Annotated in this window: 23 protein-coding genes; 2 read left to right on the forward strand and 21 right to left on the reverse strand. The window is 36.8% G+C overall.

The genetic code is table 11. The annotated features are described in order from the left end of the window. The 5 genes from BN3769_RS11120 to BN3769_RS15295 form a co-directional block, all read right to left on the reverse strand. Nucleotides 1-966 carry a hypothetical protein gene (locus BN3769_RS11120; protein ID WP_068470584.1) on the reverse strand — a complete coding sequence of 322 codons (966 nt, stop codon included), beginning with the start codon at nucleotides 964-966 and terminating at the stop codon, nucleotides 1-3. Between the two features lie 487 nt (nucleotides 967-1,453). After that, nucleotides 1,454-1,729 carry a hypothetical protein gene (locus tag BN3769_RS11125; protein ID WP_068470586.1) on the reverse strand — a complete coding sequence of 92 codons (276 nt, stop codon included), beginning with the start codon at nucleotides 1,727-1,729 and terminating at the stop codon, nucleotides 1,454-1,456. A gap of 106 nt (nucleotides 1,730-1,835) precedes the next feature. After that, nucleotides 1,836-2,243 (reverse strand): hypothetical protein, encoded by a 408-nt coding sequence (locus tag BN3769_RS11130; protein WP_068470588.1) that lies wholly within the window; start codon nucleotides 2,241-2,243, stop codon nucleotides 1,836-1,838. 11 nt (nucleotides 2,244-2,254) lie between these two features. Then, nucleotides 2,255-3,100, reverse strand: a complete 846-nt coding sequence (locus BN3769_RS11135) for a DNA/RNA non-specific endonuclease (protein WP_068470590.1) — start codon at nucleotides 3,098-3,100, stop codon at nucleotides 2,255-2,257. 12 nt (nucleotides 3,101-3,112) lie between these two features. Continuing rightward, a complete protein-coding gene (locus BN3769_RS15295) occupies nucleotides 3,113-3,355 on the reverse strand; it encodes a DUF29 family protein (protein ID WP_079989541.1) in 243 nt (80 codons plus the stop codon). Between the two features lie 712 nt (nucleotides 3,356-4,067). On the opposite strand from BN3769_RS15295, the gene BN3769_RS11150 reads away from it, so the two are divergent. After that, nucleotides 4,068-5,272 (forward strand): IS3 family transposase gene (locus tag BN3769_RS11150; protein ID WP_154017897.1). Its coding sequence is split into 2 segments (ribosomal slippage): nucleotides 4,068-4,392 and nucleotides 4,392-5,272, totalling 1,206 coding nucleotides; the frame shifts between segments, so codons are not numbered across the junction. Nucleotides 5,273-5,406: 134 nt separating this feature from the next. Here the strand turns inward: BN3769_RS11150 and BN3769_RS11155 are convergent. The 5 genes from BN3769_RS11155 to BN3769_RS11180 form a co-directional block, all read right to left on the reverse strand. Continuing rightward, nucleotides 5,407-5,970: a GNAT family N-acetyltransferase gene (locus BN3769_RS11155; protein ID WP_079989535.1), complete on the reverse strand. Its 564-nt coding sequence runs from the start codon at nucleotides 5,968-5,970 to the stop codon at nucleotides 5,407-5,409. Beyond that, a complete protein-coding gene (locus BN3769_RS11160) occupies nucleotides 5,946-6,683 on the reverse strand; it encodes a HesA/MoeB/ThiF family protein (RefSeq protein WP_195155577.1) in 738 nt (245 codons plus the stop codon). The genes BN3769_RS11155 and BN3769_RS11160 overlap by 25 nt, the downstream gene beginning before the upstream one ends. Before the next feature lie 1,238 nt (nucleotides 6,684-7,921). Then, the gene (locus BN3769_RS11170; protein WP_068470604.1) at nucleotides 7,922-8,320 is read right to left on the reverse strand and encodes a hypothetical protein; all 399 of its coding nucleotides are present in this window, start codon (nucleotides 8,318-8,320) and stop codon (nucleotides 7,922-7,924) included. After that, nucleotides 8,287-8,517 carry a hypothetical protein gene (locus BN3769_RS14940; protein ID WP_068470606.1) on the reverse strand — a complete coding sequence of 77 codons (231 nt, stop codon included), beginning with the start codon at nucleotides 8,515-8,517 and terminating at the stop codon, nucleotides 8,287-8,289. The genes BN3769_RS11170 and BN3769_RS14940 overlap by 34 nt, the downstream gene beginning before the upstream one ends. A gap of 211 nt (nucleotides 8,518-8,728) precedes the next feature. After that, nucleotides 8,729-9,157 carry a hypothetical protein gene (locus tag BN3769_RS11180; RefSeq protein ID WP_068470608.1) on the reverse strand — a complete coding sequence of 143 codons (429 nt, stop codon included), beginning with the start codon at nucleotides 9,155-9,157 and terminating at the stop codon, nucleotides 8,729-8,731. A 246-nt stretch (nucleotides 9,158-9,403) separates the two neighbouring features. Between BN3769_RS11180 and BN3769_RS11185 the strand changes: the two genes are divergently transcribed. Continuing rightward, nucleotides 9,404-9,871, forward strand: a complete 468-nt coding sequence (locus BN3769_RS11185) for an outer membrane lipoprotein (protein ID WP_068470609.1) — start codon at nucleotides 9,404-9,406, stop codon at nucleotides 9,869-9,871. 56 nt (nucleotides 9,872-9,927) lie between these two features. Here BN3769_RS11185 and BN3769_RS11190 read toward each other — a convergent pair whose 3' ends face one another. The 11 genes from BN3769_RS11190 to traC are packed head-to-tail and all read right to left on the reverse strand — an operon-like array spanning nucleotide 9,928 to nucleotide 23,927. Beyond that, nucleotides 9,928-10,452: a hypothetical protein gene (locus BN3769_RS11190; protein ID WP_068470612.1), complete on the reverse strand. Its 525-nt coding sequence runs from the start codon at nucleotides 10,450-10,452 to the stop codon at nucleotides 9,928-9,930. Between the two features lie 18 nt (nucleotides 10,453-10,470). Then, the gene (gene traD, locus BN3769_RS11195; protein ID WP_068470614.1) at nucleotides 10,471-12,144 is read right to left on the reverse strand and encodes a type IV conjugative transfer system coupling protein TraD; all 1,674 of its coding nucleotides are present in this window, start codon (nucleotides 12,142-12,144) and stop codon (nucleotides 10,471-10,473) included. Continuing rightward, complete coding sequence (locus BN3769_RS11200; protein ID WP_068470616.1) at nucleotides 12,145-14,886, reverse strand: conjugal transfer protein TraG N-terminal domain-containing protein; 2,742 nt, start codon at nucleotides 14,884-14,886, stop codon at nucleotides 12,145-12,147. Nucleotides 14,887-14,894: 8 nt separating this feature from the next. Beyond that, entirely contained in the window at nucleotides 14,895-16,265 is a 1,371-nt protein-coding gene (locus BN3769_RS11205; RefSeq protein WP_068470619.1) for a conjugal transfer protein TraH, read from the reverse strand. Next, nucleotides 16,262-17,059, reverse strand: a complete 798-nt coding sequence (gene traF / locus BN3769_RS11210; protein WP_068470621.1) for a type-F conjugative transfer system pilin assembly protein TraF — start codon at nucleotides 17,057-17,059, stop codon at nucleotides 16,262-16,264. The genes BN3769_RS11205 and traF overlap by 4 nt, the downstream gene beginning before the upstream one ends. After that, complete coding sequence (traN, locus tag BN3769_RS11215; RefSeq protein WP_068470623.1) at nucleotides 17,049-18,713, reverse strand: conjugal transfer protein TraN; 1,665 nt, start codon at nucleotides 18,711-18,713, stop codon at nucleotides 17,049-17,051. Before traN ends, traF begins: the two co-directional genes overlap by 11 nt. Next, nucleotides 18,707-19,717, reverse strand: a complete 1,011-nt coding sequence (locus BN3769_RS11220; protein ID WP_068470625.1) for a TraU family protein — start codon at nucleotides 19,715-19,717, stop codon at nucleotides 18,707-18,709. Before BN3769_RS11220 ends, traN begins: the two co-directional genes overlap by 7 nt. Next, complete coding sequence (trbC, locus tag BN3769_RS11225; RefSeq protein ID WP_068470627.1) at nucleotides 19,714-20,382, reverse strand: type-F conjugative transfer system pilin assembly protein TrbC; 669 nt, start codon at nucleotides 20,380-20,382, stop codon at nucleotides 19,714-19,716. Before trbC ends, BN3769_RS11220 begins: the two co-directional genes overlap by 4 nt. Next, on the reverse strand, nucleotides 20,367-21,011 hold the full coding sequence (gene traW, locus BN3769_RS11230; RefSeq protein WP_068470629.1) for a type-F conjugative transfer system protein TraW: 645 nt from the start codon (nucleotides 21,009-21,011) through the stop codon (nucleotides 20,367-20,369). The genes trbC and traW overlap by 16 nt, the downstream gene beginning before the upstream one ends. Continuing rightward, a complete protein-coding gene (locus tag BN3769_RS11235) occupies nucleotides 20,996-21,472 on the reverse strand; it encodes a S26 family signal peptidase (protein WP_068470631.1) in 477 nt (158 codons plus the stop codon). The genes traW and BN3769_RS11235 overlap by 16 nt, the downstream gene beginning before the upstream one ends. After that, on the reverse strand, nucleotides 21,459-23,927 hold the full coding sequence (traC, locus tag BN3769_RS11240; RefSeq protein ID WP_068470633.1) for a type IV secretion system protein TraC: 2,469 nt from the start codon (nucleotides 23,925-23,927) through the stop codon (nucleotides 21,459-21,461). The genes BN3769_RS11235 and traC overlap by 14 nt, the downstream gene beginning before the upstream one ends. Nucleotides 23,928-23,930: the final 3 nt, after the last annotated feature.

The raw sequence follows: 23,930 nt of genomic DNA on the forward strand, positions 1-23,930 counted from the left end.
TTATAATCCTTCTAGTAAATTTTCCTGACAAACTTGCCAAAAAACTGTTTTTATATCTTTTAAACAATTTTTACTTCCAAAACCTTCATTGCAACAATTATCACAATCTAAAAGAATTTCTCCAAGAGCCATGGTTGCTGCTATAGCTTCAGCTTTCTTCGTAATACAACCAACTATTATAGCGCTTAGAATACTTGCTCGACCACACAGCCTGCGGCAAAATTCTTTGTCTTCATCTAGATCAGCAACCGTATAAAATTTAGGTGTTTGTTGATTCTTAACCATTGTTGCATAAAGCTCTTCTCCTAATAATCGAGGAGCTAACTCATGAAAGTAGAAGGATTCAGTTTTACTAATTGGATGATTATGAAAACAGGGCTGGTGGTTAATTCTGAAGTCGTTTTTCACATAGTAGCTATAGCTAGGAGCAACTCTCATTTCTATTATCTTCTTGATTCTTCTCCTGTATTCATTTTTCTCACCCTTAAGGAGAAAACATTGAGCATGCTCAAAATAAGTAATAAATTTACATTCATCCTTTAATTCAAAACTATCATCGGAACGGTCATTTATTAAATAAATAATATTTTCAAAGTGATCGATTGCACTGTCATAACTTTTTAAGTATTTTTTGCAATAAGCCCTGTAAGTTTCAATAATAATTTTTTGTTCTTTAGAAGGTGCATAGGGAGGCGGAGAAACGACATCTTCATATCGTTTAATATATTGAAGGCATTTTCTATATCTTAATTTATCAAAAGCATAAGATGCTAATTTTAAAAGTTTTTTAGGATCATCTTCCCTCTGTCTACATATATTGGAATCATATAAATAGTCATCTTCATTTTCATCATATTCAGCATCAACAGTAGCCATTATTTCATATTCATAAACATGCTCGCATTCACATGCAAAAGAAAAAGTCGTAACTAGTAATCCGATAAAGGAAAAGAACAGCATTCTCATTGTTATCGCTCCTAAAAATAAAAGAGGATGGTTATATCAAAATTTAGAATTTAACAACCAATCAAAATTTTAGAATTGGAATGAGCTTGATATAACACTTTTAAGTTCAATTACAATAACCAACCTTGCAATTTCTTCTTAACTTGCTTCAAAGAGCTCTAGAGATAATGGCCTGTTGTTGAAATACTGCTATCTCCTTTCAACTCTTGAATCGTAGTTTAGCATCATTCACGTGTTGCAAAGCAGTATTAGTATCTAAAACTATGTGAATTATATGGTAGGAATCGAACGAAAAGAGTATAACCCTATGCTAACAAGAATTATTACTATAGTAAAGAGGCATGAAGCTCTCTCCGAAAGATTTAATATCGAAATGAATGTATGACCCATTTTGGAATTTGTTTTAATTTTTCTTGAAGACTTTGAAATTCAATTGAATCCTTAAAATAAAGAAAAATAAACTAAATGCTTCTTCATTAAATCATTCTTATTTTCTTTGTTTATCGCCACATTTTGGACAAGTTGTCGTCCCACTCACATAATGACCATTTGAACACATCCATGCTACTTTGGGTTCGAAGAAAATTCCATTTTCATCGTAGTAAATAGCATCCACCATTTCAGCATAATCATTTAAATTCACAATAATTCCATTTTCAGCAACCATTACATCTTTTGCACTGATATAAATTCTTTCGGCGAAGGCACTAGTTGAAATACTAAGTGATAATGTTAAAAACAAACTATAAAAAATCTTTCTCATTTTGTTCTCCTATATATTCGTTAAAAAATTTTATTTATTGCAATAAATAAAATTTTTCAGGAGAACTTAAATCAAAATTATTTATTAATAATTTTTTGAAGATAAATTAAGACCTTTCTTCATTATCTGTCTCGATGGCAGCCATCATGGCGTTTACAGCAGCAGTAATTTCATCTCTTTTGGATTCTATACAATCAGCTAAAATTTCCCCGAGATTTTCATTTAATGTTAATACAATTTGTTTTGCCTTTTCATAATCAGCTGCCCAGAACGCGCTCTTTAAGCCCTGAAAACAGAAACTTAATCGACTAAAAACAGCTTGCTGATTTTCTATGTCTTGGATATCAGAACATAGGTTAATAGCTTTATCCAGATTATCAATTGATTTTAAAATACATAGCTTCTCTGCGGATAAATCGAATATTTCTTGATATTTTGCATCAAAATCCTCGGATCCAATAAGGTTGGTAAAATTAAGGCTACAGCATAAAAAACCAGTGTAAAAGATTTTCATTCAAATACCATTTAAAATTTATTGTTAGCTGGATTAAAAAGAATTCCTGCCGCTTGCTCTACTTTCTGGACGGACGTTTGAAATTTCTCTAATGGCGTATTTGATGGTACAGGCTCATTAGGCAGGATATAGGCAATAGTCAAAGCTTGTCCATGACCTTTATCCAAAGTCAGTACTTTAAAAAAATGCGTGGGCACTGCGACACGGTTTGAACCTAGGACCTGATATTTGACGTATCGCTTGCCGTCAACATCTGTATAAGGCAAATAGAGCGGGCCTGTGACGACGTGGATATTCGCATATTGCTTAGTTAGGTCTCTTACATGCTTTTCCAGTTTAGACCAATACCCACGATTTAGCTCTGGGCATTGCGGACACATATTTGTCATGAAAAAAGTATCTGCCATTGCCGAAGGACTGGAGCGATGATCGGCGGCTGGCGCCATGTGTCCACGATCAAATCCACTTCCTCGATAGTCTGTTAATGTAGCTCGTAGATGAGGTGGTATGCTGTCGTCTTCTTTAAAGTCAGAATGTGAGCGGTCAGTATCGCCTTTAATACTCTCTGCCGTGAGATGCTCATAAACCCAAGCAGGATTGCGATTGCGGGCATCATAAGCAAGAGAATAGCCAGGCCTGTTGATATGAAAGGAAGAGATGGGCTGCCCAGAAAAGCGGCTCTCTTGCGTATATTGGTGAGTAAATACCTGCTGCTCGATTGGCTGAACAACTTGATTTGTATAAGCCCTTAGTTCAGGTATGCGTTGGCTGGTTATGCCAATTCCTATACCTAAGCATAAAGCGGTTATCCAGGAAGATGGACGAAAAGAGAAGTGAGATGACGATTTCTTTTTCACGCAGGCTCTTAATTAATTTTCGTTATTCGGTTTCAGATCTAAGAAATGGCAGAATTCCTCAACCTTCCAAAGGCATTCTTCAGGGGCAATAAAATCACGTTCTATTTCTATTTGCTTTTTAGCCCATTTATAACAGGAGGAATGAATTTCGTTTAATTCCTTACTTAAGCTAAGAGATCCCTTTAGAAAATTTTCAATTTTTTTTTGATGAGATTGTAAAGTTATCTCTCGGAATAAGCTTTTGACGAGATGTATTTTGTTTTAGCTTTTCCTGATTAGTTCTTTATAATATAAGCATGCTTTAATTTCCATTCCTGGAACCAGGCTATTTTATAAAAGCCCAGCTTACAATAAAAGCCTTCCACGTAAAAGGTATGCCTACTGCCATAATAATTCTTAATTAAGCTCTTTTTCTGTAAATTTGAGGGCGATAGATTCCTTTATCTACAATTTCCAAAAGGCGCAAAGCTGCGTGACTTGAGATGTCTTCTTCATCCCAGATTAAGCTCCCGAATTGAAAAAATTTTCCATAGTCTCCTGACTTTGAGGATAAAATCCCTGGGGGGACCCTATTCCTTCTTTCTTATAAAAATCACCCCAAACAAACCTTCTGGTATAGATTTATAAAAAATTATATAACTTTAAAGTGGATAATTCTCAATAATTAAATTTCTATTAAATCGCATAATTGAATGCGGTATATATTATCAAATAAAATTGATTTCATCATTTATAGAATAACCATATCATGTCTGATAATATTTATTTTCTCTTAAAGTATTTCTTTCACTGAATGGAATCATAAAATAGAAGTAATCCATTTTCCCATTTTGCAATTAGCTTGGGTTCAATTTTTCTGGTGCCTTTATATTTATCAAATTCTCTAACAACATGAAAGATGTAGTGCTCCCTAAATAGACAGGACCACCTAGCTTGCTCCTTAAGAGATAGGAGTATGACTAGATTTATGACTAATTGTAAACTCATTACATCAGTAGAAAGAAGAAGACGTTGGTCTTTGGAAGAGAAGAAACAAATTATTGAAGAGACTTATCTGGAAGGACAATCTGTTTCCCAAGTTGCAAGAAGATATGGTATAACACCAAGTCAGCTTTTTGCATGGAGGAGACAGATGGAAGAAGGTGCACTTCAAGGAATTCAAAGTGGAGAAGAACTTGTCCCTAAGAGCCAAGTCAAGGAAATGGAAAAGCGTATCCGGGAATTGGAGCGCATGCTTGGTAAGAAGACGCTAGAAAATGAAATTTTAAAAGAAGCGATCAAGATAGGGCAGGAAAAAAAACTCATCTTGCGGCAGCCCTTGCCAAACTTAAACGATTTAGCATAAGGAAAATAGCAGAAGCCATGCAAGTGTCTCGGTCTAATCTTATGCAACAATTAAAGAAGCCCTCTTCTCCTGAGCCTGCCCTCTATTGCCAGGCAAATGACGAGAAGATTATTGCTTTAATAAAAGAAGTCATTAAAGGGAGACCGACTTATGGATATCGAAGAGTGAAGGCTCTTATTAATAAGCAGTTAGCGGCAAGAGGAGAAAATCTCATTAACCATAAAAGAATTTTTCGGTTAATGAAGAGACATCATCTTTTATTGCAAAAGCCTGCAAGAAGGCCAAGCAGAGCTCATACAGGTAAAGTAGAGACTCTTTTTAGCAATACAAGATGGTGCTCAGATAGCTTCTCTATTCAGTGCTTCAATGGAGATCGCGTTCATGTCGCTTTCTCTTTGGATACCTGCGACAGAGAAATTATGCGCTATGTTGCTTCAACCATAGGCATTGATGGCCAAATGATCAGAGACTTAATGCTAGAAACAGTTGAATATCGCTTTGGCCGGCCAAAAGCGCATGCAAGATTGCAATGGCTCAGCGATAATGGCAGCTGCTATACAGCTAAAGAAACAGTAAACTTTGGAAGAATGCTTGGCTTAGAAATAAGAACAACTCCAGCTTACAGTCCAGAAAGCAACGGCATGGCTGAAGCTTTTGTTAAAACTTTTAAAAGAGATTATGTTTATTTTGGCAATCTTCAAGATGCCAAGGCTATTTTGGAACAATTGCCAAAATGGATAGATGATTACAATAATAAAGCCCCTCACAAGGCTTTAAAAATGCTCTCTCCAAGAGAGTATTTAAATAAATTACAAATCGCAAGTTAGTGGTCCGGTTTTATAGGGGCAATTCCAATCCGTATTTATTAATACTAATAGGTATCCATAAACAACTTATTATTCCGTAGGATAAAGTTTCAAGCAAACAAGTATGCTAATTTGACAGCTTTTTAGTTTATTAATCAGTTAACAATTGCATAGATATACCGATCTCTCATTTCTCCCTTAAAAAGAATATAATTTTTAAGAAGTCCTTCACAACTCAGTCCAGCTTTTGCTAATACTTTTTGAGAAGATATATTTTCTGGATCAACTAATGCTTCGATGCGTTTAACGCCCAAGTCATTAAAACCTTGTTTAATTGCATTTTTTACAGCTAGTGTTGCTATGCCTTTCCCCCAATATGCTTTTGCCAATACATAGCCTAACTCTGCTCGGCAAGCAGCATTGCCTTTACCTTGAGATAAAGTAACCGAACCTATAGGTACTCCGTCAAGGCAAATGGCTTTAAACCAAGAATGTTTTTCTGCTACTTCAACTAAAAATTTATAAGCTTCTTCTTCCGAAGAATAAGCTTCCCAAGTCATAGTCTGAGCTACTTCAGGATCACTAGCCCATGTATAAAAGCATTTTAAGTCATCCCGAGATAGAGACCGAAGAGTTATTCTTGTCTCCATGTTTTTTGATTCCATTTCTAAATAACTAGGATAAATATTAGTAATCATACTTGTTGGCATATACTGCATTGTGGATTCCTTACACAGGATACTTTTCTAATACTAAAATCTAGAGGATCTATACGAATTGCATTATTCACAGATATACACTCACCATATCCCAAAAAAAACTTTATGATTTCGAAAGAAGCCATACAAGAGATTAGAGAGTTCAAACAAGCAAAAGAAGGCGATCTAAAATGATTAGCCAATTCTTCGGCGTTTCTTTTTTCTTTTAAATAGTAATTATTTCCATCTAAATATCCATTGCAAGCAAGACAAGAGGAAACACCAGGAATAACAAGAGGTCCCATTAAGCCTTCTCCTGCTGCATAACCTACATTTAATAAAGGAATTTTCAGCTTTACACAGGCTTGATTTACCAGTTTTTGAATATAGAAGAAAGGCCTATCAGCAGATAAAATGACAAAATCAGCCTTATCAATCAAATCTGATATATTAGATTCTGTTACCTTTTCTTTGATAGCTTCTATAGTTAAATCCTTATTTCTTTCTTTAAGCTGTTTTTCTGCTATCTCAACTTTAAATTTTCCAACATCTTTTTCGCCAAATAAAACTTGTCTTGTTAGATTCGATTCTTCAATTATATCAGGATCAACAAGCCTAATTTTTTGGATTCCCATTCCTACAAAGTTTAAAGCGATCCAATTGCCAATTCCCCCAACACCTAACAGGGTAATAGATAGTTTCTTAAGATTATCCTGAGTTTTTATGGGATCCAATCCATTAAGCAAATAATAGTTAAGATGCCTATCAAACCTAGTATAATTTTCTGGAATAATTTGATATGGAATTAAAATTCCTTCTTTTAACAGATGCGCACAAAAATTGCTAATATCTGCCTCTGGCAGGCCTGTCTCAACTACTACTTTAGCAATAGAAGTTGGTGATAAAAATTTTTTAAAAACATTCAGAGATAAATGATCTAATTGCAGTCTTTTAAATAATTTCCCTGCTCCTAAGTCTATAATGCACTTGCCATCTACTTCTTTCAGATTTTAAATTGTATAAATGTGAGCTAGTAATAGAAGCCACAGCAAAAGAGGTTCAAAATTATAGCGGAAGCGATATCTTAAATATTGCATATTCTCATATGGATACTATAAATCTGAAAAAAAGCAATCCTTTTGAAATTAGGCTTATTGTGTTCCTAAATCAATCTTTTACAAACTTAATCACAGATAACCAAGAAAGAATATTAAAAATTCTATTTGAAGACATTGCAAATAAGATAAAGATCTTAGTTTCAAGAGAAATAAAACCTGAGCATATTGAAATGTATAGCGTTGTCAGACCTAACTGTATTCCTAAATGCTGCGACCCTAACAAATAAAATTTTATAAATCTTATCTATAAAGATAACTTTTTACTAGTATTATCCGCACGAGCATACTTGTTTTAAGCGTTAACCATCTCGCTTGATACGTGGTCGTTCACCTTTTGAATAAAAGCCTTGCTGCTTTAAATAAGTTACCACTGAAGCTCGCAAAACATGAGGCGTTATATTTTGAATGGAATTCCAGCCATTTTGCCGGCCTTAGCAAATGTATTAGCGACCCGATTCAATATAACCTGAAAGAAAGGCAACCCCTTTTCGGTCTCCAATATGTTCCTTTAGTGCTAGCATAAGGGTTTCGGGATAAGTTATTACTGTTTGTTTGATTACGCCTTTTGTTTTGCTTTGGGTAAATGTTATTTCTCTTTCCTCTCAATCTATTTGCTCTGTCCGCAAAGACAAAACCTCTCTTATTCGCTTGCCGCCTTGAAGATTGAGTGACCTTAGCAATTAAACAATCGCGAGCATTAATCTTTTGCAGAGCAGAAAAACATCTTAAAGCCTTTTTCTTCCAGATTAAGTCCTTGAAAGTAAAAAATTTATGGGAATGCCATCCTCTTTGCTGCTTAAAGCTTTTGTAATTTAGAAGAACAAATCAAATCTAGAAATAAAATCAATAAACATTTAAGCGACCGAACGACGACGCATTAACTTACGCAACTCTTCCATAGCGCCAGGTTGCTTAAGCCATTCTGCAATATCATCGGGAATGTAGATGCGAGTCTTATGCTCTTTGGTTGTTCCTTTTGGTCTGCCTGCGCCTTCCCGTTTCCCTCCTCTTCCCTTTGTTTCCCTTTCTGTCAATGGGCTTAAGTTATCATTGAGTCTTTCTTTTATGAATTCTCTAAGATACGTGGGATATTTTTCTATGACTTCATCTTTTGAATCACCAGCATATTCAACGGGGTAAGCGGGATGACTGAAGATCCAATTTTTAAAAGATCTATCATACCAAGGCTTGATCTCACCAACTTCTTTAAGAGCTATTTTTAACTGTTCTTTAATTTCTTTTGTGGTGGCCATGGCCAACCTCTCTTCTTAAATTCAACTTCGGTTTTATGAACACTATGCGCAACAACTTTTTGTTTACTCTTCTTTCCATGAGCAATTTTGATAGAGCAAATAAAAGCGCCATTCTCATCGTACAGCTTATAATCAATGCTGCCTTTTACGAGACTCCAGCCAATCATCTTCAAATATTGTCGGTAGATTTTTTTCATCTAGCGGCTTAAACGGCATGAGATGTCCTTTATTTTTATTTTAGATTATTTGGGATAACAAATCAAATATAACTAAATTTTCATGGTTTTTGCTTGCATTACCCGCACCCCAGTCACGTCTGATAATATTTATTTTTCCTAAGATGTAAGCTAGGATTCTTATTTAACTATAAGATGAATATAGCGCTATTTTGCTGCCTATTTTGATAGGCTATAAAATTTCATTTTCAATTTTTAAATCTTCTCTTTTAGATGCTTCTTGAAGCATGTTCTGCATCAGTCTTTTCGCTTCTTGTTCCTCTCTTTCCAGCTTTTCATAAATAGCTTCCACCATCCATTGCTTCTTGGAGTAATTACGAAATTTTTTAATAATATTAACTCTATCTTCTATTTCTTGGTACAATTGCTCATCGATTTTAAAATGCAAAATTTTCTCATCTGGAATGGTATCAAAGCTGAGTTCTCGTTCTCTCTCTAATTTTTCGATAAAGGATTCTTCTATCCACTTTGCTTTATTTTTTGATGTTTTTCTTACATATTTAAGAAGTTGAATGTGTTTAGAAAATCGCTCATACAAATGCTCCGCTATTCGAATAGAAAAACTTTTTAATTTGTTTAAGGAAGTATTGTTAGGATTCATAAGTCCTTTTATTTATTGAATTTAATTATCTATAAAATATTAGATTTAAACAAAATTTTGACTTCCTTGCAAACCCTAAAGCGGATTTAAAATCCCGTTTATTTCATTATTAAAATAAACATTCAATATGTAAGAAAAACCATATAATTTACTTGATTAAATAACATAATTTATTTACGTTCAATTCATAATTGAATCAAATGAGGTTTGATTTCATATCAAAAAATCTACCAAATGGATGAGAGTATGAAACTTGCGATGAAAGTTTTATTTTTGGCAATTAGTGCTTTATCTCTAGCGTCTTGCGCTAGACAAATTTCTTCTGATGTCTATGCTTCTAGGCAAGTAGGAGAAGCCTCCTTTACTTATACAGGGGTGATTAAAAATGTGCGTGAAGTAACAGTTGAGCAAAGTGAGCAATTAGATAGTAATCAAGTGGGTATTGCTAGTGGAGGAGTAGCTGGTGGCGTGCTTGGCAATGTCCTAGGTCGAGGGAATTTACTTCCTACGGCAGCTGGAGCTGCTGCCGGAGCCGTAACAGGGGCTTTTATTGAAAAAAAATTAAAACAACAAACAGCTTTGGAATACATTGTTGAGTTGAATGATGGAAGATTAATGACTGTGGTTCAAGGAATGGATGATTGCTTTGGTGTTGAACAACCTGTTTATGTCATCGTAAGCCAGTCCGGCCGCTCTCGCATTACTGCTCAATAAGAACAACGCTCGTTTGGCCGTTAATATCGCGTCGCGATATTAACCGCCAAACATCGCTACTCGTGCACTAGCTTCTTCATAAAAACTTCTCTAGCTTCAGTATAGAATTTACTTAAATCGAAATCCTTAAGCTTTACATTTTTCTTTATGCCTTCTGAAATGAGTCTTGCAACTATGTATTTTTCCAATAACTTAATACTTAACCCGCTATAGAATAAAATAAATAAAGAACAATACAAAGAGATTTCTGTATAGTGTGCATTAATCTTGGCAATGCCCCAACAAATCATAACTACTATTGCCAGATTAATAAAAAATGCCATTTTCATAGATGCTTTAAGGCAGAATAAATTTACACCTTGGATTTTACAGTTTTCATTATCATTTAAAATATAAAAATAAAATAAAAAGTAAGGATACCAGAGAGTAAATGCTATTGCTCTAGGAAATAATCCAAAAGTTATGTTCACGTCTCCCACTAAAGCAGCTTCAATGTAAGAAGAGACAATTATTCCCAATAATCCCATTATATAGTACAAAATGCTAATGGGTTTATTCACAAAAAAAATAAAGTATGGCATATAAGCCTCCCTATTTCCCTACTTTATAATTTTAAAATTAATTTTTGCAATTGGAATATTACCCGCTAGCTTAATGTAGGCTTGGTTCTTCTCTAAAAATTGAATATCTGTTGTATTAACAAGAGGAATGTTGCGAGTTTGCAAAGATAAATTCACTCCATCCCTGACATCGTTAGCTCCATAGGATAAGCCTTCTTGATATTCTTTAATTTCTCTATCGCCAAAAATTTTAGAAATTTGCTCTGCAACTTCTGGATCCTGTTCTGCAAATACAATTTTAGTGGCACAATTTCCCAAAATAGTTTTAGCGCCATTGGGGCCATATATAGAATTGAGCTGGGCTGGACTTTGAAGTGCTAATAGGGCACAGCCCCCATATTTGCGGCTTTCACACAGAAGAATATCCAAATCTTTCAATTTATTTAATGAAGGAAGCTCATCAATGATAAACCATATTCTCCTATCTAAGCTTGGCTTTAATTGCATTAAACTTCGAATAGCGACAGAAAACCACGCCGCAATAAGAGGATTTAGTGCTGGCCTTTGAATGGGTTTACACGCCAAAAATAACCAACTATCATTTTGCTCTTTCTCTATCCATTCTCTAATTGAAAATGGACTCTCTGTGTCTTGTAAAAATTCTAAACAACCCAAAAAAGAGGAAGCCACAGATCTTACCGACCCAGCAGTTCTTTCTGAATTCAAGTCAATATGAGCTGCTGCTTTCGTTCCTTGAACAAATTCAGCTAGCTTAGAAAGAGGTTCAAATAATAGCTTATTTGTTAGCTCAGAAGTATTTTTCTGGAAATTTAATTTTAGCAAAGCAGCGCTCAAAAGACTGCGAGATGCGGTTCTCCAATATTCATCATTTTCTGAATAACTTTGAGGAATAAATCCCTCTGCAAGGGAATCAAAATCAAGCCTATCTCGACATTCTATCCAAGGATGCCAAGATACACTTCTTTCATCACATGGATTGAGCAAAATATCTTTTCCTACTCTAAAATATCGTTCAACAAAAACTCCTGTTGTATCAATTATGATAGCTCGCTGCTTATTTTTTCGAATTTGAGGTAAAATGTTATTAAAACAGTTTGTTTTACCACTTCCCGTTCCGCCTGTTATCAAAATATGTTGAGTCTCAGATCGCCTAACAATTGGTAAATTGCCAAGCTTAATAGAAGAGGCTTGTCCTTTCAATTTTAATAAGGTTTTTATTTTCCAAGCAGAGGACACTTTCTTTCCCGAAATGTGTTCTTTCCTCTTAGAAATCCTCCCTCTAATAAAAAAGAAAAAGATAATTCCAATAAAAGCAAAAAAAGTAATTTGGCTTGTCATTATTAAGTTTTGATGGCCTATCAGAACTAATTGATCCCAATAAGGTTTTGTGTAATTAAAGACCCGCTTAGAACTAACTTTTAATCTCTGAGATTGCTTTTCATGAGCGATTACCTGCCAAATTTGATGATCTACCTCTATTTGATCCACAGAAGCCGATAAAGAATAATTAGCCTGTAAATGATAATAAGATGCGTAATAAATCAGATTAGGCAAACGACTCATCCTATAGCCAAATAATCCAATCCAAATAAGACAGGAAAAGATAATAGCAATCTTCATTACTTGTTTGAACATGCGCACGCGGTGGGCCCAAATTTGCCCCCCTTCTGTCAAAGTATGGATGACCCCCATTTATTCATCATCCTTTAGCCAAAATGGTTTCTGAAATTGCGATTTAATGTGATTATAAGGCGGATCAAATAGCGCTTGACGAGTTTCAGGAATAGCATGCTTAGTAGCACGATCGATTAGGATTTTATCTTTTTCTTCTTGAAACTTGATTTGCCCATCTTCTTGCAAAGCTGTCAGCTTTCCAAAGCTATCTTCTATTTGATCCTTATAAAATTCTTTATTTTGAGTATGACGAGCACTCAGAGAATCCATTCGTTCGTTTGAATCCCATCGATGGAGTTTGTTATCTGTAAAGCCTCCTTCAATGCCTTGTTTCAATAAATTAACTCCGTTTTCTCCCAAACTTTCTTCCTCAGCTTTTAGATCAAGGGTAGGAACGGGGATAAAAGAAGGCTGTTTCCAAAGAGGAGAATAATCCATCGTTTTTTCATTCCTAAGATCTTGAATGAATTCCATAGCTAAACATTGCTTATCTTGCTCTGAGCCTTGAGAAAGAATTTCTTCTACACGACTAAATCCTCCTTCTCGAGCAAACTTTTGCTGACTCCAATTAACAAAGTCTTGATTGAGAGATTGTTTTATCAAATGGGCATTTTGTTTTAACCATGACGCATTCTGAGAGATTTGATCCAGATAGTTTTCAGCAAATTGATAGGCTGATTGAGAGCTCTTAACCTGGTCAAGAGCAGAGCTGAAGCTTTGGGCATATCGAATACCTTCATCTTGCAAAATGCTGAAATTTTTTGACTCAGCAAAATCTTTAATCGTTTGCAAATTTTTCTGAAAACTTTCCCCTTCAGTAATAGCTTTGGCCGAATTAAACATTTCGGTTCGATCTGCCCCAAAAGTATAGGAACCTTGTCCTCCAAATGCTGAATATCCAAGAGAGGCATTTAGCAATAAATCCAAGCTCTCTTTTGCATTTAGCCCATATTGTTCACCCCAATTAGTAGCCTCATTCAGGAGAAAAGAGGCACTTTCTTGAAGGGTGTGACAATCTCTTTGAGAAATCCCTTCGTTATAATTGCTTGAATTTGCCAAATGTTCAGCTAAATCAACCCCAGTCTTACTATGAACAGATAAGCTCTCTTGATAAGTACGCTGTGCACTATTGAGCAAGGAAGTTGCCTGTTGCTCGTTCCGTTGCACACTTTGGCTGATTAATTCATCAGCGGATAAATTGGTTCTTAAATCCGAATTGTTCTGCTTTAAAATGTTTTCACCTGATGAATAGATAGCTGTAGAAGATCCTTGATTATCGGTAAAATAGCCTGATGAAAGAGAAGGGGCTAGATTGCTTTGAAAACCCGTCGTATTTTGATAAGAAAATTGCCCAAAGCTTGTATTGGCAAATGAGTAATTGCCTGTTGTTTGCTCAATGGCGGCAGAGGATGCTGCATTTTGCATGGGCGCTACCAGAGATCCAGCTAAATTAGAAACAATATGCTCACCTCCTTTCATGAGTGCATAACTCAGAATGGGGACAAGGGTATAAAGATAGCCACTTGCAGCGATCATATTATTCTGTAAGTGTTTGAGACCAATATTGGTAAAAAAACTGAGCCCTATCTGTTCAGAAGATAAGCCGTTGAAAATGGTTGTTGCATGCTCTTGTGCATTGATTTGAATAATGTAATTAATAATTGCATATAAAGGCGGCCAAAACTGAATCCAAACTAATAAGCTTGCCCATTTAGAGATAATTTTTAAACCTCCCGGAAGAAGAGATAGAGGAATGATAAAAATGAAACCTGCATAAATGATAGCCTCAATTATGCCGCGCAAACTGATAAGGGTACTACCTGCTAAAGACCCTGCAATTTGCATTGTGTTTTGCTGCTGATCATACGCCCGATGATTGGCAAAGCGACTGCCATTATATTCATCTGCTAAAAGATTCATAACCAGCTGTTGGCCTATCAATTTCCCTTTTTCTTGAGTCAAACCTGTCAAAGCCTGAAAGGTTAGAGGCAAATTACCCAGAATATCTGTTTTGGCATAATACCCCTTTTCACTTTCAAAATAGGGTGCCATCGCCTTCAGAGATTCTTTACAGGGTAAATAAGAACATTTCTTTGTTTCAGGAGAACAATAATTGATCATGCGGACATTTGAAGTATTGCTCTCAAAAAAGGCCCATAAGTCAGAAGCCTTCTTCAATTGATCAACGGAGTATTTCCCCAAAGCAACGTCATAGAGAACGCATTGCTTAGAAAAACGCCTTAAATTCTGCTCTAGGGTTGCATTAGTCAATTGATAGCGTTTTGTATCAAGAGCTGCTTCTGCTCCAAAGATCATGCCTGTGGCATTATAAGTAAGGTCATTGGTTTCATGCATGACACTTTCAATTGCTACAGTTAATTGATAACCAATAGAGCTCACATATTCAGCAAATTTGGCGAGAAAGGCTGGAACATTATCAACCTTGTATACTTTGGATTTGAAAGCACTGTTTTCTCCCGTCGCCTCTAGGGCTAGTAGATCTTCAATGTGAACTGTCGCGGTCGGAACAAGGAGCAAGCAAGAGATCACGAGAATGGGGAAGAAGTATTTTGATAAAAGGGGGTTCAATGACTGAGAAAAAAGGGCCGAGCTTATTGCCCAGCATCCCGTGATGGAAGCAATAACAATCATCATCGAACGAATTACGCTATGCTCACCTCCATAGAAAAGCATGGCAATAGCATTAAAAATTTTCTCCAGAACTTCTCCGCCCCCATATGTGACAATTGTCAGGTCCATACTTCCTCTTAATTTAGAATAAGTTCTGAAGCAATCTGATTTTCAATCATGTCAATTTTGTGCATCATTTGAAACTCACGCTCCATTTGAGTCATGGCGCGCGTCTCATAATAGCGAATGTTTTGTTCAACACGATCAAGCTCCACTAAATAATCATCAATGGGAGCTGCAAACATCTGTTCGCGCCTTAAGTGAGTACATCCTTCCCGAACAATGATAGCTGCTTCCCTGAGGTATTGAATAAGCAAATCCATTGCAACGATATCAGCGACTTGATACAAATCGATTGGACAATATCCCTTTTTATAAGCTGTCAAGACATTGACGATTTTGTACAGGGGAAGCCGTGATTTATCTAACAACTCTCTTTCCGAATTATCGATTTCCTCGTCCGCTATAATTTTATTCTGCATATTAATCAGCCTTTCCTTGACTTTGCCGATCCATGCATTAGGAGGCTCTATTCTTATAGACTTTTCAACTACCACTAAACATTTTTTCTTGGGATCTACCCCACAGCTATACCCATTTGCTTGACCACCATCTAAAAGAACTTTCAAGAAGGATTCATCTTCAATCTTGCTTGGCCATCTTTCAATTTCAATTGATTTTTCTCTTCTTACAATGATGGTTCCCATCAAGCTCATCAGAAGCTCTTTTAACGGCTTACTGTCCTCTCTGCTCAAAAATTCCTGCTTTTGCATGGCTTCCCAAGCAATGTTGTAGTCACCCATTAAAATGCTCCGGTATTTCTCATCGCTCTGTAATTCCTCCATAACAGCGTCAAATCCTTTAGGATTAGAACATTGATGGCGAGCGTCAATGAAGTCTGAGAAAAGTTTCCCATCCTTGTTTCCCAAAGACCGGCAAATCTGCTGACTGGCTGCTGTATTAGCAGGCCATACAGAACCTACTAATTGAGAAGCGGTCTCGCAGCTATTGATTCCAATTCCATTAATGTTGTTTGCCCAGCTTTGAAGCTGTTTGATTGTATTTGCTGTCTGTGGAGAAACAGTTTCTAAACCTAGTAAAAATGCATATCCCTTCGCATTGCTGCCAATGCTTTTGAGAGTTTGAACTAATTGCTTATGATTAATAAAAGAAAAGCCTCCAGCAAAAATATCAATGCCTCCACATCCTGCATCAAAGCGGGGCAGACTGACTGTTGCCAATTTGGTATTCATGACGCGGTTTCTAATAGAAATTCCGCCTCCTGTCATATAGCCAGCCTTTTGTCCATTATAAATTTCTGCTGAATTGACATTGGAAGTAGAGCCGAATTGATGAAAAAAGTGATTCATTTCCTTATTGAGATCAGCACAAAGAGGAGAGGAGGCTAAAAAGACATAGCAGAGAAAACCATAAATTCTTCTAATCATAGGGATGCCTCTTCTGTGAATTGCAAGACAATATTGTCCTCAATTTGATTTAAGGAGGATAATCCAAAGGAAATGGGTACAACTTCTCGTGACTGTGGATGTACGACATAAAGACAAGGCGTTACCTCGACACCAAAGCTCTTGGAAATTCCATTATCAGGTTGATTATTTTGAAATCCTTCTATTTTGATCCCGTCAATTGCAACCGCTAAGACAGTCCAACCATACCGTTTGGCAAACTCTTTAACCACCATGGCAAAGATGATAGAGGCCTTGCTCTTTCCTTCGTAAAAGAAAAAAAGTCCTCTTTCTTGGGCTAGTTGCCTAATTAAGGCGTCTTTTTGCTCTTGAAGAATCTGTTTTTGAACTTGAATGCCATATTGAGAAATAGGAAATTTGACCGTTTCATCTAAGGAAGGGTTTTCTAATAATACCTGTGCCCATGTTTGGGCAAATAGGCCAGATTGATCAATCCACCTTTTTTGTAATTTCATATAAGTTGCAACATTTTCAGGATTAGGCTGCAAAAGGGCTTCTGCCAGTTTTTCTTCTAATTCTTTTCTTACCTTGGCAATTTCTTCGACAGGAGCTAGCTTGGTCTCTGTTGTCAAAACAGGAGATGAGGGAATAGGGGCACTAACAGGTATTTCTTCCAATTTTTTATCTTCATCTACATCTTCATACCAGGCCCACCCTTCTGCTTTGCGATCAAGCCAACCCCCTTCCAGAAAAGAAAGGCAAAAGGGTAATACTAAAGCCATAGATAGGAATAGGAAAGCGAGTTTAATCTTCATCTCGTTCCTTTTTTTCGCTATCAATTTGTTCTCTAATGCGGTCTTGAAAAGCTTCTATTTTCTGATCGAATCCATCAGGCAATTTGCGGGGCAACTTATCAAAGACTTCAGAAAGATTCATTTTGGAGAAATTGAGTTTAGTCAGTTCATCTATCGTAAATCCTCCGCAATCAGGATGTTTGGACTCGCCCCAACCCTTATGTAGCTGCTGCCTTCCTTCTTCTTGAAGGACACGAGCTAGTTTGGTAGAAAAACAACAAAACACATGTTCATCCCGGCTTTTCCACATATCGAGCATTTTTTCTTCATAAGAGCCGACGTAGTGACAAAGCCCTTTTTCACGCCTTTCAGCTAGAGAAATTTCATCGGCTGTGCATTTGCTCAAACCAAATTGTTTTGCTAGGCCTGAATAGCTAAAACAGCAATCGTACATTAAGTCGGCTGCCACATTCTTGCTACATTGAAATTTTTCGCCTTTAAAAATGGTTAATTTCGTTGCATCAAAGGCATTGGCTTGCTTCAAATCTTTTTCTGCTTCTTCAAAAATAGATAATTTAATTGCGACATCTGCAAAGGATCGATTGGGCTCATAATCTGTCTCCCAATGACTTCCATCAAAACCAAAAACATCGCCTTTGCTGCTTTTTATTTTCTTAATTTTTGAAAAGCACTTAAATGTTTTTTCCCATAACGCACAACCAAATGAGGTGGGTTGAAGGCAATTTTGTTCAATTTGTTCGCAGGAATTGTTCTTTAAGAAAAGACAGTCTTTCATTTGAGGGAATTGATAGAAAAAGGTCATTCTTTCCTTCCAGCATTTGCGCGTCACTAGAAGTCCATTGATGGTTTTAGTCGTATTGGGATCCAAACATACCTGCTCGATTAATGTACAATCAGGACCTTGAGTTAAAAGAATGAGGTTTGGATCATCATAAATCCACTGTTCTTGAGTCACTTGAGCCAAACCTTGACAGTGATCACAAATGGTTACCCCGTCATAGTGCTTCCACTTGGCTACAACAATATAGCTGGCTCTCATACCTCCTCCTGTGATTTGAACATCAAACCATTGAATAGTGGGATCTTTTGAAAGCTTCGTCTTATATTTTTGCAATGTTTTAGCAGCATCTCCTTGAGAAGGATGAGAGATTTTCTCTTCGTGACCTTGGCAAGTTTGATGATTAGCCGAGACTTGGAGGAACAATTCCCTTGTTAAGGTAACCAAAAAAGGATCGCCAAATTCCTTGCATTGATGAAATGTATATTCAAGATGCTCTTCTTCTTCTATTTCTTCATTGTCTTTGGCATACTTGGCAATTTCTTCTGAGCGCTTTAAGAAAAGTTCATCCTTATGAAAATTTTTATTTTCTTTTATATTTCTAAAGACTTCGTCGCTCAAAACCAAATCTAAAACTTCAGAATCGGGAGATGAGCCAGTTTTAATTTGTCTCTTGGCAGTTTCTGAATCAAATTTCTTCCCTTTTTGATCCAATGGAAGCAAATCATCCGCAGAAATCTGTTTAGAAAATTCCTGAGCTTCTTTGCTTCTTTTTTTGCCAAGTGATTTACCCTCATCCAGTAAAGATTTCATGGACTTATCAGCAAAGCAAGGAATAGCCAACAAGATAAAAAAGATGAAAAGGTGTCTTACCATCCCACACCTCCAGCTGTGGCCGCAGGCTTAACAGCATCTAAACAGCATTGTTTTTTTGTCCAAATTAAATAGACAAAGTCTTCTCCATTAATGGGAAAGGATTTTCCTTGGCCCCAAATAACATCGCTTTTGCCTAGGGTGTGACAGTCTCCGCTTGTTTGAGGAACAGGATAGACCATCTGAGTTTTGTACAAGCTTTTCTTGATAATAGGCATATATGAAGCTTCACAAAAATCTTTTTCCTCATAGCCTTTGATAAAACCTGTACGATGAAGTTTTGCAATCAAACGCTGGATTAAGAGATAGCTTGCTTGAACTCCACCAACGTGATGAGAAACAGTACCAGTAAAAGGATAAAGCGATCCTTCGCAACCAGCACACCAAAACAGGTTATCGACGGGCTTATTTGCATTGGCTGCCGTGCAGTCTGCAAGACAAGATAATTGAGCTAAAGGATTGCCAAAGAGTGCCGCTTCCGCATTAGTGATTAACGCGAGTTGATCATCAAACCAGGTTGGATCCAGCTCGGACATATAGGCAAGATCTAAATCTCCTTTATCGATACAAGTAAAGTCAGCAAAGAGGCCCAATAAACTAAAAATTGGATAGGTATACCAATGGACATGATAGAAACTGTACAGTTCAGGACCATCAGCCAAAAGTCCAGTTGTCCCTCGATTTTTTATCGTCTCTTTTCCAACTGATACTCCTCCTAAACCGATCAATTTGTACGCATGGCGAGTAACATCCACTAAGCGAGTCGGCTCCCAAAATGAGAGCGGGATTCCCACTTTTGGAGGCGTTCCAGCACACATGCAAACGTAGGTATCATAATTAGCGAAATCTTTATACCCAGGCGTGATGTTTACGCTGCTTACTGTTATGGGAAAAAGGCATTCCCAACAAACATCTGTAAAAGGATTAACAAACTTTCCTTCGCTTGCCTCTGACTGGAAAAAGAATAAACCCATGAAAAATAAAATTATCCCTTTCAGTCGTTTCATAGCAGCTTGTCCTTTAATTCTTTAGCGAGAGCGGTCTCTCCTTTTTTTGCCATTAACTCTAATGCAAATTTTAAGGATATATTACCAAAAACCTTGTCTAGGCTTTCTTTATCACGGACTAAAAAGCAAGGAACCTGATCAATATTATATTGCTCAAAGAGTTGAGGATGAATTTGAATTGTTGCATTTAATCCATTCTGCTTAAGCTTTAGTAAGCGATTAGCTAACTCTTTAAAGCTATTGTTGGGCACTCCGCGTAAAACCATTATTCCGTTTAATTTCTCTATTTCTTGCCCTAAAGCAAGCCATACGGCTTCTGGCATAGAAAAAGACATAAAAACAACGAGTGGAAACTCGATGTCCTCATTTGGCTTAGCTGCTAAGCATTTTTGGCATTGCCCTCTAGAAATCTCGTGAGAGGGTGATCGATTAGGGGTTAAACCAAGCTCTTGTTTTTTTTCTCTAAGTTGCTGCTTTAACCAATCCTGAACTTCCTGATCTGATCCTTGAAGGGCTGGCTGGTCCCAACTAGGATCCTTAATAGGTAATTGAAAGCTCTCAAATAATGATTCGGAAAAAGATTTAGAAACTTGAAATTTAATCTCTTCGGCTAAGCAAGATGAAAATAGTAAAATTGAAAGTAAGACACTTATGATTGATTGCATAGTGCCTCTCTAACAGGAATTTCTTCTATTTTAAGACGTAAGCCATCTTGCGAGACGCGGGCTGGAATGCATTTTATATTGAATTTTGTGATTAAAAAGCCTCCTTGATCGAAGAAGATTGGTCGATTTTCTTTTTCTTCAAGCTCAAATGGTTGACCGCGAACCAAAATCCATTTAGCTTTCTTTGTATTGTTTTTAGCCCACTTTAAATGCGCAGCTTGAGTTGCATCCAAAAATAGAAGATCTTGAGTCAAAGAAGTTAGCTCAAGGGGATTAATTGAAGTCCCAGCTTTTACAATGATAGTTCCTTTCTGATCTAAAATGTCTTGTTTAACTACAAGAGTCGGATCAAAATAGAACGTACGCTTAGTGGTAGCTTCTTTGACAGAATCGAGAGATTTTGAACTCCGATAAGAATGTACAAATCGATCTTTGATACCTTTTTGAAAAAGAAGTACTTCTTCTTGGCTTAATTCTTGAATGCGCCTAGCTATCAATTGAATTATATTATCTTCATTTACAGGAAAAGTATGTCCACAAACCCCTAAATCTTTGGCATAAAGACAGATATGAAAAACCATACTCAAGAGAAAAGATAGAATGAAGAAGCTTTTTAAAAGAGTGGCCATAAGACCTCGATAATTTGATCCTTTTTGATAAGGCCAAATTCATCATATCGCGAATCAAAGCTTTTAGGATGTGTAGCTACCACAAAGAAATAATCAGGAGGAATTCTTTCTACTGTTTGAGGAGAAAGAGGGATGCCTGATCGTGTCTTATCAAGGACACTCCAATCTTTATCTCCTATATAAATATGACCGTCTTTGTACGTGATCTCTTCGCCTGGCATTCCCGCTATCTGCTTTGCCACTTTGACAATGGAAAGAGAATGACGAAATGAAACATACATTCCTTTTTCAATCTTAAGGTCTTCTGCATTTTTAATTTTAGCGCTTATAAAGAAGTAGAAGGGCAAGCTATCAGATTGATTGAAGCGAAGTCCCAACCAAGCCCAATCACAAACCATAAAGACTGCTAGAAGAATATAAAATATCAGGACAAGTTTAAAAAGAGGTTTAGAATTTTCCATAACCGTTCAATAAATGGTTAATTGCTTTTGAAATGCTTAGCCCTTTTTTCCTAAGTTCTTTTAATTGAGCATATTCTTCTGGCTTAGTGCTATAAAGTAACTTTGAAAAAGGATCTAACACGATGCGGGCTACCGGATAATTTCCATCTGGATCACATATCATGACTTCTCTGAAATTTTCATGAGGACTTGATAAGCTCTCCAGCATCTTTTTTTTGTGCTCGGAAAGATTTAACTTAGAAATAGATGTTTCTTTTTGTTTAAGGAGACACATCCAATCGCTATTATCAAATGCTGCTTGTGCACCTGGCGTTGTAAAGAAATCATCAAATCCTTGAGTCCCTATGACAAGCGATCCAAAATACTTGCGTAAGCGTCTGGCTAATGTTTCGATAAAAATACCAGATTGTTTTGCTCTTAGAAGATCCCAGGCTTCATCTATGCAGATGTAAAAAGGAGTTTTACGATCACCTAAAAAGGCTTGGTTGGTAATGGTCATGATGCAAAGTTGAAGGACAACAGCCTGCAAGTCTTTCTTTTCTTTGAGTTCTTCTAATTCAATGAGCACCATAGGATTGGTGAAATTGATATTGTTTTCCCCCTCAAAATACTTGGCGTAAATTCCGTCTTTAGTATAGGACATAAGCATGATGCTAAGTGTTTTAGCAACGCTATCATTTTGTACAGAAAGCCATTCGACAACGTCGGTAATAGTCGATCGATTTTGTTTTTTCTCCCAAGACTTCCGAATAGCCATTTCAATTAATCCCTCCTGATGGCGTGTTGTGCCTTCTTTAGGATCTACCATGCAGGAGATTACTGTCTTGAGAAAGCTGAAAGAATCATTCCGAGCTTCTTCATCCTCTAATGAAATATGCGTAAATGGATTGAGGCAAATTGGAGAGAGCTTGGAAAAGTGAATATGCTGTCCATCAACAAGATCACACATCTTTTCAAAACTTCGGCCAACTTCCAAAATAAAGACTTTCGATCCAGTACTTAGTCCGCTTAATAGCAAGTCTTGCATGAAAACTGATTTTCCGGATCCGCTTTTGCCTACAACAAGGACGTTATAATTTCCCCCTCTATTATCAAATGGATTCCAATTAATTAGCTGTCCTCGTCTACCAATTAGGAGCATTCCTGGCGAATAAAAGGTTCCCTTCCATTCCCCAAGCAAAGGCACAAAATTACTGCATTCTGTGGTAAGAGTCGTCTTAAGCAGTCCACCTAAGCTTTTAAGTTCTGAAGCATATTCAGCCCAGGTCATCGGCAAAATCGCAAGAAATTGAGGAAGATGAAGATAGCGATTTTCTGTTAAGGTGAATTGGTTAATTCTAAATAAACTTTTTACCGATTGCTCAGCTTGAGCAATTTGATTAGGCGAAGCCCATACTCCAACAGATAGTTGAGTCCAGGCAAACCGTCCTCCCTGGAGTATGCCTTGCCTGACGGCATCACATTCTTTTAGCTCAGCTCCCAATTGAGGAATCATTCTCAGTAAAGAGAGCGATCGTCCTTGCTTTTCAACAAATTGTGAACGCTGCCAAAAACTATTTTCTAACTTCGATTGCTTTGGACAATGCACACCATAGTGTAAAAAGAAGGGAAAATTAACTCGATAGGTATCCCGAATCAAATCTCCAATTAACAATTGCATTTGGGCTAAAGACCAATACTCGGGAGTATTGACAACGCGGAAGCTTTTAAAGAGCATTTCAGTCTCATTCTTCCACTCTATTCCGTCTTCATTCCATTTGAGGCTGCCCCCTTGAGTCAATTGATTAGCAAGACTTTCATAGCGATTCCATTGCATTTTTTTTACGGAGCTGTCATTAGTAAAATTAATCAAGCCACCAACAGTCTCTAAGAATTGATTGACCGTCCAAGTAAAGGCATAGGAAAAGGAGCTAAGGATCTTTAAGATTCTTTCCTTTTTTTCATTTAAAGATTCCAAGCCTTTTGCATCTAAATTTTTGTGAGTAATTGAATAAGATAAAATGAAACGATAGATCCTGGGAGAGAGATGATTATTGCTCCTAAAAAATTCAGCACGTCTTTTTGTTATTTCTCGAAAAATTTCATCCGTATGTTCTCTGGATGCTTGCCATTCATCCAGAAGAGGATTAATGCGGTGGTCGGCCCATAAAAGGCATTGAATTGAAGCATCCTCTTCCAGAATCTCTTCAAATAAGCTGGAAACTTCTCTTTGAATGGATTCATCTGCACCTAAAAGTGGCGAGGTTTCTATGACAAATCCGGCGCTGTTTTTTCCGATAAATAAGCCGCTTTCTAAATCATAGGCTTGATAGGGAAGAACATCGGCAAACGAATATCCTTCAAAAACTCTCTTTAGTTGTTTAATTCCTTCTTTGGAATATCCTTTAAGGCCAATTTCAGGCTCACCAAGAAGATAGCTGAGTTTTTCTCCAAATTTATTAAGCATTTCCAACATGGT

This window comes from Candidatus Protochlamydia phocaeensis (assembly GCF_001545115.1).
Lineage (GTDB): Bacteria > Chlamydiota > Chlamydiia > Chlamydiales > Parachlamydiaceae > Protochlamydia_A > Protochlamydia_A phocaeensis.